A 16,460-nucleotide genomic window follows, 5' to 3' on the forward strand; every position below is an offset into this window, starting at 1 on the left:
CGGTTCAGCTCTCGACGCGCTTCTTGAGCCCGGTCAGGGCGCGGTCGATGATGACCTTCTCGGCCTTGCGCTTGAGCATGCCCAGCATCGGGATCTTGACGTCCACGGTCAGTTCGTAGGTGACGTCGGTGCCGCCGCTGATCGGGCTCAGCGCGTAGCGACCGTCGAGCGCCTTGAGCATCTGGCTGGTCACCAGGGTCCAGCGCACCTCGCGGTCGCCGTCCCACGTGTAACCGAGCACGTGCTCGTCGCTGATCACCCCGGCGTCGAGCTTGAACCGCACGCGCACCGCGCGCCCGATCGCGTCGTCGACTTCCAGGACCTCGGTCTCCTTGACCTCGCCGGTCCACTCGGGATAGCCCTCGAACCCCGCGATGACGGCCATGACCTCGGCCGGCGTGGCGTCGATCGTGATGGTCGAGCTGGTCCGTTCAGCCATCGTGAGGAGTCCTCCGGAAGCTCGCGTAGCTGTTATGGCTGTCCCGGACGGACATCACCGGATGTCCGCGTACAACCGATCCGCTCGAAGGCTATCGTGCCCGACCTGCGCGTACGCGGCACCGGCTCACCAGGTGAGGACGTACGGTTTGCCGGTGGCCTGGAAATGCCCCACGTTGACGCATTCGGTACGTCCGATCCGCATCCGCGCCCGCAGCGGCTGGTGCACGTGACCGAACAACACCAGGTCGGGTCGGGTCTCGTGGATGGCCCGCAGCACCGCCTCGCTGCCGCGCTCGAACCGGCGGGCCACCACGTCGTAGGTCAGGTCCGGCACGGCGGGCGGGATGTGGCAGCACAACACGTCGACCCGACCGACCGCGGCGACCTTGGCCGCGTACTCCTCGTCGGAGATCTCGTACGGCGTGTGCATCGGCGTGCGCAGCCCGCCGCCGACGAAGCCGAAGGTGCGGCCGCCGATCTCGACGACCTGGCCGTCGAGCACGGTCACCCCGGCACGCGCGTAGTCCGGCCACAGGTCGGGCACGTCGACGTTGCCGTAGGTGACGTAGGTCGGCGTCGGGAAGGCCGCGAACAGCGCGGCGTACTGCCGGCGCACCGCCTGCTCGATCGCCGCGCGGGCACCGCCCGGCACGTCCGCCCACAACGCCCCGGAGAACGCCCTGGCCTCGGTGAACCGGCGGGCGTTGCGCAACGCGAGCAGCCTGCGGGTGTTCTCCACCCCGAACAGGTCGGTGAAGATGCCCCGGTCGAGGTCGTGATAGTCGAGGAAGAGCACCAGATCGCCCAGGCACACCAGGGCGTCGGCGCCGTCGCCCGCGTGGGCGAGTGCCTCGGCAGCGCCGTGGACGTCGCTCACCACGTGGACCCGCATGCCCGTCACTGTACTGACGGCTCGGAACCGAAACCGACGGCGTGTCGGGGTTGCCTCCGTCACACCCGTGCGTCACGGCGAATCGATACTCTCGACATGCACCACCGAATCGGGACGGATGGACCGTCGGTCCGCGGACCGGATCCGCGTCGATCCGGCCGGGGCCTTGTCCGTGGCGTGAGCCCGGGCACAGGATCCTCGTGACCTCTGTCCCCCGGACCTACTTGCCAGTAACGTCTGCCACCGTCGACGACTCGACAGGGCCGACGAAGAGCCGCACCGACCGGACCCACCGAAGAAACAGCCGAAGCACCGACCGAAGAACCGACCGAAGCACAGACCCGTGGGCCCACCGGCGACTTCGACACGCCGGCGACGGACCGACACGGACACGGCAAACGGCAGCGCCGTACCCCGGCGCCGAGACCGCAACGAGGAGCATCAGTGCGCGAGTGCAGCGTCCCGGCCCTGGCCGAGGTTCCCGCGGAGGGCAACCTGACCGACCTCATCAAGCGCAACGCCGCGGAGGCACCGGATGCCCCGGCGCTCGCCCGCAAGGTGGGCGGACGCTGGACCGATGTGACCTCGACCCGGTTCCTGGCCGAGGTGTACGAGATCGCCAAGGGCCTGATCGCGTCGGGCATCGAGCCCGGCGACCGGATCGGCCTGATGTCGCGCACGCGCTACGAGTGGACGCTGGTCGACTTCGCCATCTGGTGCGCCGGCGCGATCTCGGTGCCGATCTACGAGACTTCCTCGGCCGAGCAGCTCGAATGGATCCTGATCGACTCGGGCGCGCGCGCGGTGATCGTGGAGACCTCCGCGCACGAGGGCGCGATCGAGCGGGCCCGGGAGCGGCTGCCCGAGCTCAAGCACGTGTGGCGGATCGACGAGGGCGTCGGCGAGAGCGCCGTGGCCGCGCTGGTCGGCGCCGGGCAGGACGTGTCCGACGCCGTGGTCGAGGAGCGCAGCGCGACCCTGCGCGCCGACTCGGTGGCGACCATCATCTACACCTCCGGCACCACCGGGCGGCCCAAGGGCTGCATCCTCACGCACGGCAACTTCCAGGCGGAGCTGGGCAACGTGGTCGCGCTGCTGACCCAGCTGTTCGTCCCGGAGAAGTCGAGCTGTCTGCTGTTCCTGCCGCTGGCGCACGTGCTCGGCCGGATCCTGGAGATCGGCTGCATCATGGCCCGGGTACGCATCGGGCACTGTCCCGACGTCAAGGACCTGACCAAGGAACTCGCGTCCTTCCAGCCGACCTTCGTGCTCGCGGTGCCCCGTGTGTTCGAGAAGGTCTACAACGCGGCCTCGGCCAAGGCGCAGGCGGACGGCAAGGGCCGGATCTTCGAGATGGCGGCCGAAACGGCGATCGCCTACAGCGAGGGCATGGACGCGGCGAGCATCAGCCTGGGCCTCAGGCTCAAGCACAAGGTGTTCGACAAGCTGGTCTACGGCAAGCTGCGCGCGGCGCTGGGCGGCCAGGCCACCCACGCGATCTCCGGGGGCGCGCCGCTGGGCACCCGGCTCGGACACTTCTTCCGCGGCATCGGCTTCACCGTCCTGGAGGGCTACGGCCTGACCGAGACCTGCGCCGCGCACACGGTCAACCCGGCGGTCGGGATTCGCATCGGTACGGTCGGCCGGCCGGTGCCCGGTTCGACGGTGCGGATCGCCGAGGACGGCGAGATCATGGCCAAGGGTCCGAACGTGTTCACCGGCTATTGGAAGAACGACGCGGCCACCGCCGACGCGTTCGAGGACGGCTGGTTCCGCACCGGCGACATCGGCGTGTTGGACGACGACGGCTTTTTGACCGTGACCGGGCGCAAGAAGGAGATCCTGGTCACCGCGGGCGGCAAGAACATCGCCCCGGCCGTGATCGAGGACCGCATCCGCGCCCACCCGCTGATCAGCGAGTGCATGGTGGTCGGCGACCGCCGCCCGTTCGTCGGCGCGCTGATCACCATCGACCCGGAGGCATTCCCGACCTGGAAGGAACAACACGGCAAGCCCGCCGACGCGAGCGTTGCCGACCTCGCCGAGGACCCGGACCTGCTGGCCGCCGTGCAGGACGCGATCGACGAGGGCAACAAGGCCGTGTCGCGGGCCGAGGGGGTGCGCAAGTTCCGGGTGTTGACCATCAACTTCACCGAGGAGAGCGGCCACGTGACGCCGTCCCTCAAGCTCAAGCGCAACCTGGTGCTGCGGGACTTCGAGCAGGACATCGAGAAGATCTACGAGGGCTGAGCACACGGCGGGCGCTGCCGACGACGCAGGCGGGCGGTCCGGGGGGTTCCCGGGCCGGCCGCCTGCGGCACGAGCCGGCTCAGGTCGCCCCGTCGGGGTCCAGCAGCCCGCGCAGCCGCCCCGACAGCAGATCCCAGCGCCACTCCCGCTCCACCCAGCGCCGGCCCGCCGCGCCCATCCGGGCGGCGAGTGCCGGGTCGGCCAGCAGGCCCGCCACCTTGTCCGCGACGTCGGCCGGCGAACGCCCGTTCACCACGTAGCCGGTCTCCCCGGCCAGGACCGCGTCCGGCGCACCGCCCGAGTCGCCCGCCACGACCGGCCGGCCCACCGCGGACGCCTCCAGGTAGACGATGCCCAGGCCCTCCACGTCCAGCCCCTTGCGCCGGGTCCGGCACGGCATCGCGAACACGTCACCGGCCTCGTGGTGCGCGGGCAACTCGGCCCACGGCACGGCGCCGGTGAACACCACCGAATCGCGTACCCCGACCTCGTCCACCATCGCCTCCAGCCGGTCCCGGTACGGTCCGGCGCCGACGATCAGCAGGGCCGCGTCCGGCACCCGCCGTCGAATTCGCGGCAGGGCGTGGATCAGTACGTCCTGGCCCTTGCGCGGGACCAGGCGCGACACGCACACCACCACGGGCCGATCGGCCAACCCGTGCCGGGCGCGCACCTCGACCCCGCCCACGTCCGGGCGGAAGAGCTTCTCGTCCACACCGGGCGGCAGTTGCACCATCCGGGCGGCGGCCGCCGGGGTGAGCGCGGGGGCGATCTTCGCGCGGGTGTACTCGCCCAGATAGGTGACGGTGTCCACGCCCTCGCCGATGCGCCGCAACAATCGCCGCGCCCCGGGCAGTACCGCCCAGCCCGCCTCGTGCCCGTGCGTGGTGGCCACCAGCCGCTCGACGCCGACCGCGCGCAGCCGGGGCGCCATCAGGCCCAGCGGCGCCGCCGCGCCGAACCACGCGGTGTCGCAGCCCTCGGCGCGGGCGATCTCGCGGGCCCGGCGGACCGCACCGGGCGTGGGCACCAGCATCGGCGTGCGGTCGCGCACCACCGGGAAGGGTTGTGCCGCGTCGAACGCGGCCATTTCCGCCCGGTCCTTCCACGACGACGTGTAGACCACGACGCCGTCGGCGGGCAGCCGCAGGGCCATCGAGTGCACGAAGGACTGGATGCCGCCGGGACGCGGCGGGAAGTCGTTGGTGACGATCAAGGTCTTCATCACGATCGAGGATCCCAGACCGGGGGATCGGTGCCGCCGGCGTCGATACGATCCGGGGGTGAGCCTTGCTCGTTCGCACCACCCGCGGAGCGTGTTACGCAGTCCGTCCGGGGTCCTGTGGGCCATCGCATCGGTCTGGGTGGCGACCCGACTCCTGCTGTTGCTCACCGCGATGGACGTGGTGCCCAATCCGTGGCCGTTCGTGACCGGCGACGCGCGGGCCATCTATCGCGAGTGGTTTTACGTGCTGCGCTCGGGGACCTTTCCGGCGGACGACGTGCGCTGGCAGTACCCGCCGGGTGCGGCGGGGGTGCTGCTGCTGCCCGGGCTGCTGCCGTTCGACTACGCGACGTCGGTCTACCTGGTGATAGTCATCGCCGACGCGGTGGTGTTGTGGTTGTTGGCGCGGACGATCCGGCGCGGGGGCCTGCCACACGGGGCGGCCCTGTGGGTCGTGGCGGTGCCGTTGCTCGGACCGATAGTGCTCGCTCGCTACGACCTCGCGGTGACCGCGCCGACGGTGGCCGCGCTGCTGCTGATCGGTGGCCGGCGCGGCGATCGCACCCGGCTCGCGGGTCTGCTGGCGGGGGTCGCGACGGCGGTCAAGGTTTGGCCGGTGCTGATCTTCGTCGGCCTGCGCGGGCGGACCCGAACGGCCCGGGTGTACGGCTGGACCCTGCTCGGCGGCGCGGCCGTGGTGCTCGGCTGCGCCGCCGTGTTGCCCGGCGCGTTCGCGTTCGTGGGCTTTCAGCGCGAACGCGGCATCGAGGTCGAGTCGGTGTTCGCGATGGGCTTCCACCTGGCGACCCGGTTCGGCTGGAGCGGTGAGGTGCGGGAGAGCTACGGCTCGCTGGAGTTCCACGGCCCGTACGTCCTGGCGGTCGGCCGGCTCGGCCTGGTCGCCGGCGTGCTCGGTTTCGGTTGGCTGGTGTGCTGGCGGGTGCGGGCGGGTCGGTTCACCGGCGCGACGGCGTGCGACGCGGCGCTGTGCGCGGTGCTGATCTTCGTGGTGACCAGTCGGGTGATCAGCCCGCAGTATCTGGTGTGGCTGATCGGGCTGGCGGCGGTGTGCCTGGTGCGGCCGGACACCACACAGCGTCCGGTGGCCGTGCTGCTGCTGTGTGCGATGCCGCTCACTTTGCTCGAATTCCCGATCTGGTTCGGTGAGTTGCTCGGCTCCCGGCCGCACGCGGTGTTCGTCCTCGGGTTGCGCAACGCGCTGCTGGTGGCGGCGACGGTGGTGTCGGGCCAGCGGTTGTGGCGGGCGAGTCGGGCCGTCGGGGACGTGGCCGGGGCGGGGGAGCGGGCGGCGCCGGGCGGTGCCGATCGGCGGCCGGCGCAGACCGCCGTGTAGGGGCCGGGCTCGGTTTCCTGCCTCGCGGGCCGGCCGAGGGGCGCGGTTCCGCCTTCGGCGGTGCGCCGTCGTGTTCGCGTTGCGCCGCGGGAGCGCGGACAATGCGTCGGATGGATCCTGATGAGCGGGTGACGGGCAAGGGCGGGGCAAAGGACGACGCGGGTGCGTGGGCGGACAGCACGGATCGGGTGCCGCCGGCCGATGCGGACGCCGCAGACGCCGGGGACGCCGACGATCGAGTGCGTGCCGAGCGGGACGGCGGCGAGCGGGCCGATCCCTGGGCGCGGCTGGGGGAGGAGGCGCGCAGGCTCGCCGACTCGTTGACCGGGGGCGACAAGGGGGACGAGGCGCCCGCCGCGCGGTTGGCGGAGGAGGCGCGCAGGTTGGCCGAGACCCTCGTGGAGCAGGCCGACGCGGTGCGCGAGCAGGTCGTGCGCAGGCATCCCGAGGTCGCCGCGCACCTGGCCGCGGCCGGGGCCGAGTTGGCGTCCGCGTACCGGGCCTTCGTCGGCGATCGCGAGCGTCGGTGGGCCGCGAAGCCGGCCGAGACCGAGCGGATTCGGCTCGACGACGAATAGCGCGAGTGCGCGCCCGGGCGTGGTCGGGTGCCCCTCCGCCGGCCCGTGAGCGGGCATCCCCGCGGTGACCTGCGGGCGTACGGGTGGGGTGGACCCGGGGAAGGGACCAGTACGATCCGTTGCGGGCAATGCACGCGAACGAGCTTGGGACGACATGGGACTCACGATCGGTGTCGACATCGGTGGCACCAAAATCCTCGCGGGCGTGGTCGACGCCGACGGGGTGATCCTCGATCGGCTCAAGATCGCCACCCCCAAGGACGCCGATGGCACCGCGCAGGTGATCGCCGAGGCGGTGGACACCCTGCGGCAGAACCACGTCGTGGAGGCGGTCGGGCTCGGTGCGGCCGGCTTCATCGGCGCGGACCGGTCGACGGTGCTGTTCTCGGCCAACGTCGGCGCGTGGGTCGGCGAACCGCTGCGGGACCGGATGGAGGCGCTGATCGGCCTCCCGGTCGTGGTGGAGAACGACGCCAACGCGGCCGCGTGGGGCGAGGTCCGCTTCGGCGCCGCCGCGGGTCACACCAACGTGATGTGCGTGACCGTCGGCACCGGCATCGGCGGGGCGATCGTGTTCGGCGGCGAGTTGTACCGGGGCGGCGGCGGGATAGCGGGTGAGCCCGGACACATGCGGGTGGTTCCGAACGGCATCGCCTGTCCGTGCGGCAACTACGGCTGCTGGGAGCAGTACGCCAGCGGCAGCGCGCTGACCCGCTACGCCCGCGACCGCGCGGCCGGCATGCCCGAGGCCGCGGAGAAGCTGCTCGCGCTCGGCAACGGCACGCCCGCCGGCATCCAGGGCCCGCACGTCACCCAGGCCGCGCTGCTGGGCGACCCGGTCGCGCTCGCCGCCTTCCGCGAACTGGGCACGTGGCTCGGCCAGGGCCTGGCCGACCTGTCGGCGGTGCTGGACCCCGCCGCGTTCGTGATCGGCGGCGGTGTCTCGGACGCGGGCGACCTGCTGCTGGTCCCCGCCCTGGAGACCTACCGCAGTGTGCTGCGCCGGGGCCACCGGCTCGGCGCCGAGGTCGTGGTGGCCTCGCTGGGCAGCGACGCGGGACTGGTCGGCGCGGCGGACCTGGCCCGGCACTGACCCGTACCGCGACTTCGCGTGCGACACACCGCCCGTGCGTCGGGCGGACGGACGAGCCGGTCGATCCGGGCGAGCGGCCGGAAACCGGGCAAGGGGGCTGCTGTGACTGTCGGTACCGGTGGGATCCGGGTCATGTCGTACAACGTGCGCTCGTTGCGCGACGACCGGGAGGCCGTGGTGCGCATCGTTCGACACTGCGCGCCGGATCTGCTGTGTGTCCAGGAGGCGCCGCGATCGTTGCGGTGGCGGCACGCGGTGGCCCGGTTCGCACGCGAGTGCGGCCTGGTGGTGATAACCGGCGGGGGCACTGCGGCCGGCCCGCTGTTGCTGGGGGGTCTGCGGGTGCGGGTGCGCCGGGCGCAGGACGTGTTGTTGCCGCGTACGCCCGGGCTGGGGCAGCGCGGGATGGCCGGCGCCGTGGTCGAGGTGGGCGGCGCGGAATTCGCGGTGGCCGCCACGCAGTTGGGCCTGGACGCCGCCGAGCGCTCGGCGCACGTCGAGCTGGTGTTGCGCCGGTTGGCCGGGCTCGGTGTCGAACACCGGGTGCTGGCCGGGGACTTCAACGAATCGGCCGGTCGGCCCGGGTGGGACCGGCTGGCCGAGGAGTTGCAGGACGGCTACGCGATCGCGCCCGACGGCTCGGAGTTCACCTCGCCGCGCCGCGATCCCGGTCGCCGGGTGGACGGCGTGTTCGCCTCCGGGGGCATCGAGGTGCTCGGGTGCGGCGTGCCCGACGATGTCACGGACGCCGAGTACGCCGCGGCCTCCGACCACCGCCCGGTGCTGGCCGTCCTGCGGGTGCCCGCCGGCTGAGGGTGGCGCGCGGGGTCAGGGCTGGAAGGTGGCCATGAAGCCGGCCAACAACTCCTGGGTGGCCGGGTCGTTCCAGACCGCGTCCGGGGTGTCCATGTAGAGCGAATAGCCCCGGCCGGACGGGACCGTGAAGCCCAGGTTGAGCACGTGGTGCCTGACCGAACTGCCATAGGTGAAGTGCCAGGCGGCGGCGGGGTAGTCGCGGTACGTCGCCTTCTCGATGGACACCTTTTGGTAGTTGGGGAAACTGCGGCGTACGTCGGGCTCCAGATCCTTCCAGTCCTGGACCGGGTCGGTCGGCGAACTGGGCACGGTGTCCACGTTGAGCTTGAGCGTGCGCTCCGCGTTGGCGAAGAACTCCTGCGACTGGTCGGTCTTGACCTTGCTCCACCCAGGGGGCAGGCCGATCCGGTAGCCGGTGGTGTTACCCGTGTACGAAGTCCAGCCCGCCGGCAGGCCGTTCGAGCCGGTCGGCGGTGGCTCGGTCGGCGGTGTGGTCTGCGCGGGTGGGCTGCCGGCCCCGGTTTGCGGCGGTTCGGTGTTCGGCGGCGGCTGGGTGAGTGAGCCCGCCGCCGGGGCGGACGCGGCGCTGCTCGGCGAGGTCGATGCCGACGGACTGCCCTGCGGGGCGGGCGAGTTGGTGTCGCCGGTGCCCTTCGCGGTGGGCTTCTTGTCGTCCCCGGGGGCGATCAGGAAGAGGATCAGGCCGATCACGACGCCGAAGACCACCAGGGCCGCGATCGCGGCCGGCAGCGGCAGCCGGGGCCAGGTGCGGGCCGGGCGCTCGGATGTGTCGGGTGGTGCGGGGGGTGGGACGAGCGGGGACGCCATCTCCGCGTCGCCCCGGGGTATTTCGTCCGGATCCGGCTCGATCGAGCGCATCGCGGGCACCGCCGCGGGTATCGATTCGGCCGTCGACTCCGCCCTCGACGCCGGCTCGGGTTCCACCTCCGGCGCCTTCGGCGCGGGGCGGGGCAACAGCGGCACCGGCGGGAGCGGCAGCACCCGGGTGGCCGAGTTCTCCTCCCGGATCTCGCGCAGGGCCTCCCGCAGCATGGCCTCGGCCTCCGCCGCGTCCGGCCGCTCCTGCGGGTCCCGGGCCAACAGCGCGCGCAACACCGGGTCGAGCGCGCCCGCGTGCTTGGCCGGCGCCGGCTCCTCGCTGACGATCGCGGTCAGCGTGGCCAGCGGCGTCGAGCGCTCGAAGGGGGCCTTGCCCTCGACCGCCGCGTAGAGGGTGGCGCCGAGCGACCACAGGTCCGAAGCCGCCGTCGGATTCAGGCCCTTGGCCCGTTCCGGCGGAATGTACGCCGGCGCGCCGAGCACCACGCCCGACTGGGTCACCGACGAGTCGCCCTCGACCACCGCGATGCCGAAGTCGCTGAGCACGGCCCGGTCGTCGAGCGTGATCAGCACGTTGCCGGGCTTGACGTCCCGGTGCAGGATGCCGGCCGCGTGTGCGGTGCGCAGTGCGTCGATCATGGTCAGGCCGATCTCGGCGACCCGGTCGGCGGCCATCGGGCCGTCGGCGCGAATCAGCTCGGCCAGCGAGCGCGAGGGAACCAACTCCATGACGATCCAAGGCCGATCGTCCTCCTCGACCACGTCGTAGACGCGGACCACCGAGGGGTGGCTCAGCCGGGCGGCGGCGCGCGCCTCGCGGGCGGCGCGCTCGCGCAGCCGGGCCCGCTCGGCGTCGTCCGCCCCCGGCTGCGGCAGCATCTCCTTCACCGCGACCTCGCGGCCCAGGACCTGATCCCGGGCCCGCCAGACCGCACCCATGCCGCCTCGCCCGAGTCGGTCGGCGAGCAGGTAGCGCTCGCCGATCAGGCGTCCCTCGTTATCCGCGTCCACGCAAGGAAGGTACCCGGACCCGGACTCGGAATGCGGGATGACGTCTCGTCGAAACCCGCCGCCGCCGACCCGGGTGACGCCGAGTCAGACCACCGCGCCGTCGTCCGGGTCGTCCTCGTCCCGATCTCGCCGCATCCGTGCCACCAGCGCTACGAATCCGCCGGTGAACGCGGCGAACGCGGCGAACGAGGTCCACGGCCCGACCGGGCGGCCGAGCAGCACCGACACGAGCAGGTAGAGCGGACCGCCCACCAGCGCGATCCAGGCGACCTTGGTGGCCGCGTCGGTCTTGGGCAGCGGGGGCGGCGGAGGCGGGACGAAGTGTTCCTCCGGGTCCTCGTCCAACTCGTCGATCACCGGCGATCCCGGTGGCGCCAGCGAGTAGTCGCGCGGCCCCGCGGCGGGCACCGCGACCTTGAACGACCCGTCGGTGGGCGGCTCGTCGCGCTCGGGACGCTCGCCGCCCAGGTCCTCGGCGACCGGCCAGCGCGGGACCGGGTCGGCCACGTCGGTGTCGAAGGACGCGACGATCTGCGCCCACACCTCGTCGTCGCCCGGGCGTTCGGCGGGTGTCGCGGCCTCGGCGGGCTCGGCCCGCTTCGCCGGTTCCGCCCGGTCGGCGCCCTCCGCGCGCGGCGGATCCACCTGGGGGATGTCGGCGGGTCCGCCCGTCGCCTCCTTGGCCCGGGAGCGGGGCGAGGAGGGCTCGGTCAGCGAGCGCAGGATCGCCCGGGCCCGCGACGTCGCCGTCGCGTCCACCCACAGCCGTTCGATCTGTTCGGGTTCCTCGTCCGCGTCCCGAGGCTCCAACGTCGAGACGTATGCCGCGACCCCCGCTTCCCGCAGGGCGACCAGCATCACGTCCGCCGCCTCGGGGTCGAGGTCGGTCAGGGGCTTGAAGGACTCCGCGTCGAGTCCGTTGCCACGTCCGCGCACCGTTCGTTCAGTCCCTCTCGGCCGTCTCCGGAGTCCGTGCGTCCGGCGCGAGCCGGTGTACGAACTCCAGGCTGGATGCGAAGATCCGTTCCGCGTCGTGATCGAGCGTCGCCACGTGGTAGCTGTCGTTGAGCAGGACGTCGGTGACGTCCGTGGAGGAGATCCGGGCCAGCACCGTCTCCGAGTTGGCCGGCGAGACCACGTGATCGTGCGGGCTGTGCAGGAGCAGCACCGGCTGGGTGACCTGTGGCAGATCGGCGCCGACCACACGCCAGAAGCGGGACAGCGAGTACGCCGCCTTCACCGGCGTGCGCGGATAGGCGAGCTCCACCGAGCCCTCCTTGCGGATGTCCGACGCGATGCCGGGCACCGACGGTATGACGTGGCGCAACACCGGCAACAGCCTGACCTTGGGGTCGTCGGCCTGTACCGAGGGATTGACCAGCACCAGGCCGGCCACTTCGTCGCCGTGTTGCTGGGCCAGCCGCAGGGCCAGACCGCCGCCCATCGACAGGCCCATCACGAACACCGTGTCGCAGCGCTCGCGCAACCGGTCGAACGCGCGGTCCACGGCCGCGTACCAGTCCTGCCACGTGGTCAGGTTCATGTCCTGCCAGCGGGTGCCGTGCCCGGGCAACAGCGGCAGCGACACGGACAGACCGGCCTCGGCGAGGTGTTCGGCCCACGGCCGCATCGACTGCGGCGTGCCGGTGAAGCCGTGGCACAGCAGGACGCCGACGGGGCCGCCGTCGTGGTGGTGGGGCTCGGCACCGGGCAGGATCGACACCAACGGGCTCCTTCGGGGTGACGGGCTTGGCGAGACGGGCCGACCGGGTGGTCGGCCCGAAGGTGTGCCGGCCGGTGGACGACGGCGATACAGGTTCCATAACGGGGTCGGACGGCGAGTGGTTCCGCCTACTACTCCCAACACCCGGGCGCTCCGGAATCGTCCCACGGGGGTGCGCGATGCGTACAGCGGCGCGACGCCGGTCGCACCCGTCCCGGGATGCCCGCCTTCGTCCCGGGGCGCGATCCGGCTCCGGGCCCCGTGCGCCCGCTTTCGCCGCCCGCGCCCGGGGTCGGTCGGACCGGGCCGTACCGGGGTCCGGGCGGGAAGGCATGCTCTAGGGTTCGTCCTGTCCCGAGGAGGAGGTCAGGGTTGTTCTACCGGCTGATGAAGATGATCGTCGGCCCCGTGTTGAGGCTCTTCTTCCGCCCCTGGGTGGAGGGCGAGGAGCACATCCCGGACCGGGGCCCGGCCATTTTGGCGAGCAACCATCTCTCGTTCTCGGACTCCTTCTTCCTGCCCGTCGTGGTCCCGCGGCGGATCACCTTCCTGGCGAAGTCGGACTACTTCACCGGACGCGGGGTCAAGGGCCGGCTCACCGCCGCGTTCTTCAAGGGCGTGGGCCAACTCCCGGTGGACCGCACCGGTGGCCGGGCCAGTGAGGCCGCGCTGAACGCCGGACTCAAGGTGCTGCGCGAGGAGCACCTGTTCGGCATCTATCCCGAGGGCACCCGTTCGCCGGACGGCCGGCTGTACCGGGGCAAGACCGGGATCGCCCGGCTCGCGCTGGAGTCGCACGCCCCGGTGATCCCGGTGGCGATGATCGACACCGAGAAGATCCAGCCGCCCGGCAAGATCGTGCCCAAGGTGATGCGGGTGGGGATCAAGGTCGGCGAGCCGCTGGACTTCTCCCGCTACGAGGGCATGGAGGACGACCGCTTCATCCTGCGCGCGATCACCGACGAGATCATGTACGCGCTGATGGAACTGTCCGGCCAGGAGTACGTCGACACGTACGCGGCCGATGCCAAGAAGCGGATCGACGAGGCCCGCAGGCAGGCGGCCAAGGCGGCCGAGAAGACGGGCGCCACCGATCCGGAGGCCGGCGCCGCGGCCGACCCGAACGACGCGTCGGGCGGTTCCGGCCGACCCGCCGCCTGACCGGGCGCACTCGGCACATCCTGGGGGTTCACGTGGGGGTCGAACAGTCGCTCTGGCGGGCACTCACGGTCTTTCGGGTGCTCGCGCTGAGCTACGCGGTCGTGCGTTACGCGCAGGTGGCGGACGAGTACCGCTATCCGGCCGGCGGCTGGGCCATCATGGCGCTGCTGACCATCTGGACGGCGGCGACCGCGTACGGCTTCCGCAGCCCCCGGTTCCGCGCGCCGCCGCTGCTGATCATCGACGTGTGCGTGGCGGTGAGCTGTGTGCTGGCCACCCGCTGGCTGGACGACCCGGAGCGGATCGCCCAGGGCACCATGACGCTGCCCACCGTGTGGGCCTCGGCGCCGGTGCTGGCCTGTGCGATCAAGGGTGGTTGGCGCACCGGTGCGCTGGCCGCGCTCGCGATCGGCGCGTCCAACGTGGCCGAGCGCGGCGCGCTCACCGCCGACAACCAGCACAACACCGTGCTGTTGCTGCTCGCCGGCGGCGCGGTCGGCTACGTGGTGCAGATCGCCCGGGTCAGCGAACAGGCGTTGGCCCGCGCGCTGCAACTGGAGGCGGCCACCCGCGAGCGGGAGCGGCTGGCCCGGGACATCCACGACAGCGTGCTTCAGGTGCTCGCCCTGGTACAACGCCGCGGGGCCGAGATCGGCGGTGACGCGGCGGGCCTGGGCAGGCTGGCCGGCGAGCAGGAGGTGGCACTGCGGCAACTCATCTCGGCGACGCCCGCCCGGATCGAGTCGGCCGACCTGCCCGGCTCCGGGGAGGGCGGCGACCCGGCCCGACAGGATCTGCGGGTGTTGCTGGGCGCGTTCGCCGGCGCGCGGGTGACGGTGTCCTCGCCGGGTACACCGGTCCTGCTGCCGACGCCGGCCGCGCGCGAGGTGACCGCGGCCGTGGCGGCGGCCCTGGACAACGTGCGTCGGCATGCCGGCGAGCAGGCCAACGCGTGGATCCTGGTCGAGGACGAACCGGACGAGATCGTGATCAGCGTCCGGGACGACGGCTCGGGGATGGCTCCGGACCGACTGGCGACCGCCCGGGCCCAGGGCCGGTTGGGCGTGGCCCAGTCGATCGAGGGCCGGGTGCGCGATCTCGGCGGCACCGTGGTGTGGTCGTCGGTGACGGGAGAAGGCACCGAGTTGGAGTTCCGGGTGCCCAGGCAGGGGAGCGGATGAGCGACACGAGTACACCCACACCGACCGCCGAACCGGCTTCGACGCCGCTGAAGGTCCTGGTCGTCGACGATCATCCGATGTGGCGCGAGGCGGTGGCCCGCGACCTCGCGGCGGCCGGCTACGACGTGGTCGCCACCGCCGGCGACGGCCCCGAGGCGATCCGCCGGGCCCGGGCCACCTCGCCGAACGTGGTGATCCTGGACCTGCACCTGCCCAAGCTGCCGGGCGTCGAGGTGGCTCGCGAACTGGTCCGGCAGGACCGCTCGGTACGGATCCTGGTGTTGTCCGCGAGCGGCGAGCAGGAGGACGTGCTGGAGGCGGTCAAGGCGGGCGCGACCGGATACCTGGTCAAGTCCGCGAGTCGCGAGGAACTGGTCGACGCGGTGGGCCGGACCGCGGTCGGGGACCCGGTGTTCACTCCCGGGCTGGCCGGGCTGGTGCTCGGCGAGTTCCGTCGGATGGCCACCGACCCGCCGCGCAAGGACGCGGACAAGGGCCCGGCCGCGCCGCGGCTGACCGACCGCGAGACCGAGGTGCTGCGGATGGTCGCCAAGGGCCTGTCCTACAAGCAGATCGCCCAGCGGTTGTTCCTGTCCCACCGCACCGTGCAGAACCACGTACAGAACACCTTGAACAAGCTGCAACTGCACAACCGGGTCGAACTCGTGCGCTACGCCATCGAGAAGGGCCTGGACGACTGAGGCCGTCGGAGCGAGCGCGCCCGGACGCGGGCCGATCGATGCGATCAAGTCGGGTACCTCGAACGGGTGGTGGGAAGAGTCGAGGTGGCTTCTCGCACCGGTAGCGTGGGCCGCGAATCGTGCCGGACGGAAGAAATCGGAGATTTCGATGCGTGTCGGAGTACTGACCGGCGGCGGCGACTGCCCGGGCCTGAACGCGGTGATCCGGGCGGTCGTCCGCAAGGGCGTCCAGGACTACGGGTACGACTTCATCGGCTTTCGGGACGGCTGGCGCGGCCCGCTCGAGGGCGACACCATGCCGCTGGACGTCAAGGCCGTACGCGGCATCCTGCCGCGCGGCGGAACCATCCTGGGCTCGTCCCGGACCAACCCGATCAAGGTCGATCGCGGCATCGAGCGGATCCGGGAGAACCTGGCCAAGTTCGAGGTGGACGCGCTGGTGGCGATCGGCGGCGAGGACACCCTCGGCGTCGCGACCCGCCTGCACGAGCACGACGTCAAGGTCGTCGGGGTGCCCAAGACCATCGACAACGACCTCAACGCGACCGACTACACCTTCGGCTTCGACACCGCGGTCAACATCGCCACCGAGGCGATCGACCGGCTGCACACCACCGCCGAGTCGCACCGGCGGGTGTTGATCGTCGAGGTGATGGGCCGGCACGCGGGCTGGATCGCGATCCACTCCGGGATGGCCGGCGGCGCGAACGTGATCCTGATCCCGGAGCAGAACTTCGACGTCGAAGAGGTCTGCGGGTGGGTGGAAAGCCGCTTCCGGACCAACTACGCGCCGATCATCGTGGTCGCCGAGGGAGCCATCCCGCTGGCCGGCCAGATGGTCACCAAGGACCGGACGCTGGACGCGTTCGGCCACGTCAAGCTGTCCGGCATCGGCGACTGGCTGGCCGCGGAGATCGAGAAGCGCACCGGCCACGAGGCGCGCACCACCGTGCTCGGCCACGTGCAGCGCGGCGGCACGCCCACCGCGTTCGACCGCTGGCTGGCCACCCGGTTCGGCTTCCACGCGATCGACGCGGTCAACGCGGGCGACTGGGGCCGGATGGTCGCGCTGCAGGGCACGGACGTGGTGACCGTGCCGCTGGAGGCGGCGACCCGCGAACTCAAGACCGTGCCGGCGGCGCTGTACGACGAGGCGAAGGTGTTGTTCGGCTGATCCGCGAGCACGGATGACGC

At 72.0% G+C, this 16,460-nt stretch carries 15 protein-coding genes; 9 read left to right on the forward strand and 6 right to left on the reverse strand.

Features of this window, described 5'->3' with window-relative positions; translation table 11 throughout:
- Positions 1-4: 4 nt before the first annotated feature.
- Both ACFXMF_RS17625 and ACFXMF_RS17630 read right to left on the reverse strand, forming a co-directional pair.
- The gene (locus ACFXMF_RS17625) at positions 5-439 is read right to left on the reverse strand and encodes an SRPBCC family protein (protein WP_360304962.1); all 435 of its coding nucleotides are present in this window, start codon (positions 437-439) and stop codon (positions 5-7) included.
- A 126-nt stretch (positions 440-565) separates the two neighbouring features.
- Positions 566-1,333 (reverse strand): metallophosphoesterase, encoded by a 768-nt coding sequence (locus tag ACFXMF_RS17630; protein ID WP_360304964.1) that lies wholly within the window; start codon positions 1,331-1,333, stop codon positions 566-568.
- A gap of 444 nt (positions 1,334-1,777) precedes the next feature.
- Here ACFXMF_RS17630 and ACFXMF_RS17635 point away from each other — a divergent pair, with 444 nt between their 5' ends.
- Positions 1,778-3,583, forward strand: a complete 1,806-nt coding sequence (locus tag ACFXMF_RS17635) for an AMP-dependent synthetase/ligase (RefSeq protein ID WP_360304966.1) — start codon at positions 1,778-1,780, stop codon at positions 3,581-3,583.
- Positions 3,584-3,662: 79 nt separating this feature from the next.
- Here ACFXMF_RS17635 and ACFXMF_RS17640 read toward each other — a convergent pair whose 3' ends face one another.
- A complete protein-coding gene (locus ACFXMF_RS17640) occupies positions 3,663-4,811 on the reverse strand; it encodes a glycosyltransferase family 4 protein (RefSeq protein WP_360304968.1) in 1,149 nt (382 codons plus the stop codon).
- 55 nt (positions 4,812-4,866) lie between these two features.
- On the opposite strand from ACFXMF_RS17640, the gene ACFXMF_RS17645 reads away from it, so the two are divergent.
- From ACFXMF_RS17645 to ACFXMF_RS17660, 4 genes are all read left to right on the forward strand, one after another.
- Positions 4,867-6,162: a glycosyltransferase 87 family protein gene (locus ACFXMF_RS17645; RefSeq protein ID WP_379989559.1), complete on the forward strand. Its 1,296-nt coding sequence runs from the start codon at positions 4,867-4,869 to the stop codon at positions 6,160-6,162.
- A gap of 110 nt (positions 6,163-6,272) precedes the next feature.
- Entirely contained in the window at positions 6,273-6,740 is a 468-nt protein-coding gene (locus ACFXMF_RS17650) for a DUF5304 family protein (protein ID WP_360304972.1), read from the forward strand.
- Positions 6,741-6,894: 154 nt separating this feature from the next.
- On the forward strand, positions 6,895-7,833 hold the full coding sequence (locus ACFXMF_RS17655) for an ROK family glucokinase (RefSeq protein ID WP_360304974.1): 939 nt from the start codon (positions 6,895-6,897) through the stop codon (positions 7,831-7,833).
- 102 nt (positions 7,834-7,935) lie between these two features.
- The gene (locus ACFXMF_RS17660; RefSeq protein WP_360304976.1) at positions 7,936-8,646 is read left to right on the forward strand and encodes an endonuclease/exonuclease/phosphatase family protein; all 711 of its coding nucleotides are present in this window, start codon (positions 7,936-7,938) and stop codon (positions 8,644-8,646) included.
- 15 nt (positions 8,647-8,661) lie between these two features.
- Here ACFXMF_RS17660 and ACFXMF_RS17665 read toward each other — a convergent pair whose 3' ends face one another.
- The 3 genes from ACFXMF_RS17665 to ACFXMF_RS17675 form a co-directional block, all read right to left on the reverse strand.
- Positions 8,662-10,500, reverse strand: coding sequence for a protein kinase (locus ACFXMF_RS17665; RefSeq protein ID WP_380017713.1), 1,839 nt, complete (start codon positions 10,498-10,500; stop codon positions 8,662-8,664).
- Positions 10,501-10,584: 84 nt separating this feature from the next.
- The gene (locus ACFXMF_RS17670) at positions 10,585-11,436 is read right to left on the reverse strand and encodes a hypothetical protein (RefSeq protein WP_379991613.1); all 852 of its coding nucleotides are present in this window, start codon (positions 11,434-11,436) and stop codon (positions 10,585-10,587) included.
- Between the two features lie 7 nt (positions 11,437-11,443).
- The gene (locus tag ACFXMF_RS17675) at positions 11,444-12,223 is read right to left on the reverse strand and encodes an alpha/beta fold hydrolase (RefSeq protein ID WP_360304982.1); all 780 of its coding nucleotides are present in this window, start codon (positions 12,221-12,223) and stop codon (positions 11,444-11,446) included.
- A gap of 372 nt (positions 12,224-12,595) precedes the next feature.
- Here ACFXMF_RS17675 and ACFXMF_RS17680 point away from each other — a divergent pair, with 372 nt between their 5' ends.
- From ACFXMF_RS17680 to ACFXMF_RS17695, 4 genes are all read left to right on the forward strand, one after another.
- A complete protein-coding gene (locus ACFXMF_RS17680) occupies positions 12,596-13,384 on the forward strand; it encodes a lysophospholipid acyltransferase family protein (RefSeq protein WP_360304984.1) in 789 nt (262 codons plus the stop codon).
- A 32-nt stretch (positions 13,385-13,416) separates the two neighbouring features.
- Positions 13,417-14,565, forward strand: a complete 1,149-nt coding sequence (gene macS, locus ACFXMF_RS17685) for a MacS family sensor histidine kinase (protein WP_360304986.1) — start codon at positions 13,417-13,419, stop codon at positions 14,563-14,565.
- Positions 14,562-15,266 carry a response regulator transcription factor gene (locus ACFXMF_RS17690; protein WP_360304988.1) on the forward strand — a complete coding sequence of 235 codons (705 nt, stop codon included), beginning with the start codon at positions 14,562-14,564 and terminating at the stop codon, positions 15,264-15,266. The genes macS and ACFXMF_RS17690 overlap by 4 nt, the downstream gene beginning before the upstream one ends.
- Positions 15,267-15,414: 148 nt before the next feature.
- The gene (locus tag ACFXMF_RS17695; protein WP_360304990.1) at positions 15,415-16,440 is read left to right on the forward strand and encodes a 6-phosphofructokinase; all 1,026 of its coding nucleotides are present in this window, start codon (positions 15,415-15,417) and stop codon (positions 16,438-16,440) included.
- Positions 16,441-16,460 lie beyond the last annotated feature (20 nt).

Source organism: Embleya sp. NPDC059213, assembly GCF_042754445.1.
In the GTDB taxonomy this organism is placed as follows: Bacteria; Actinomycetota; Actinomycetes; order Streptomycetales; family Streptomycetaceae; genus Embleya.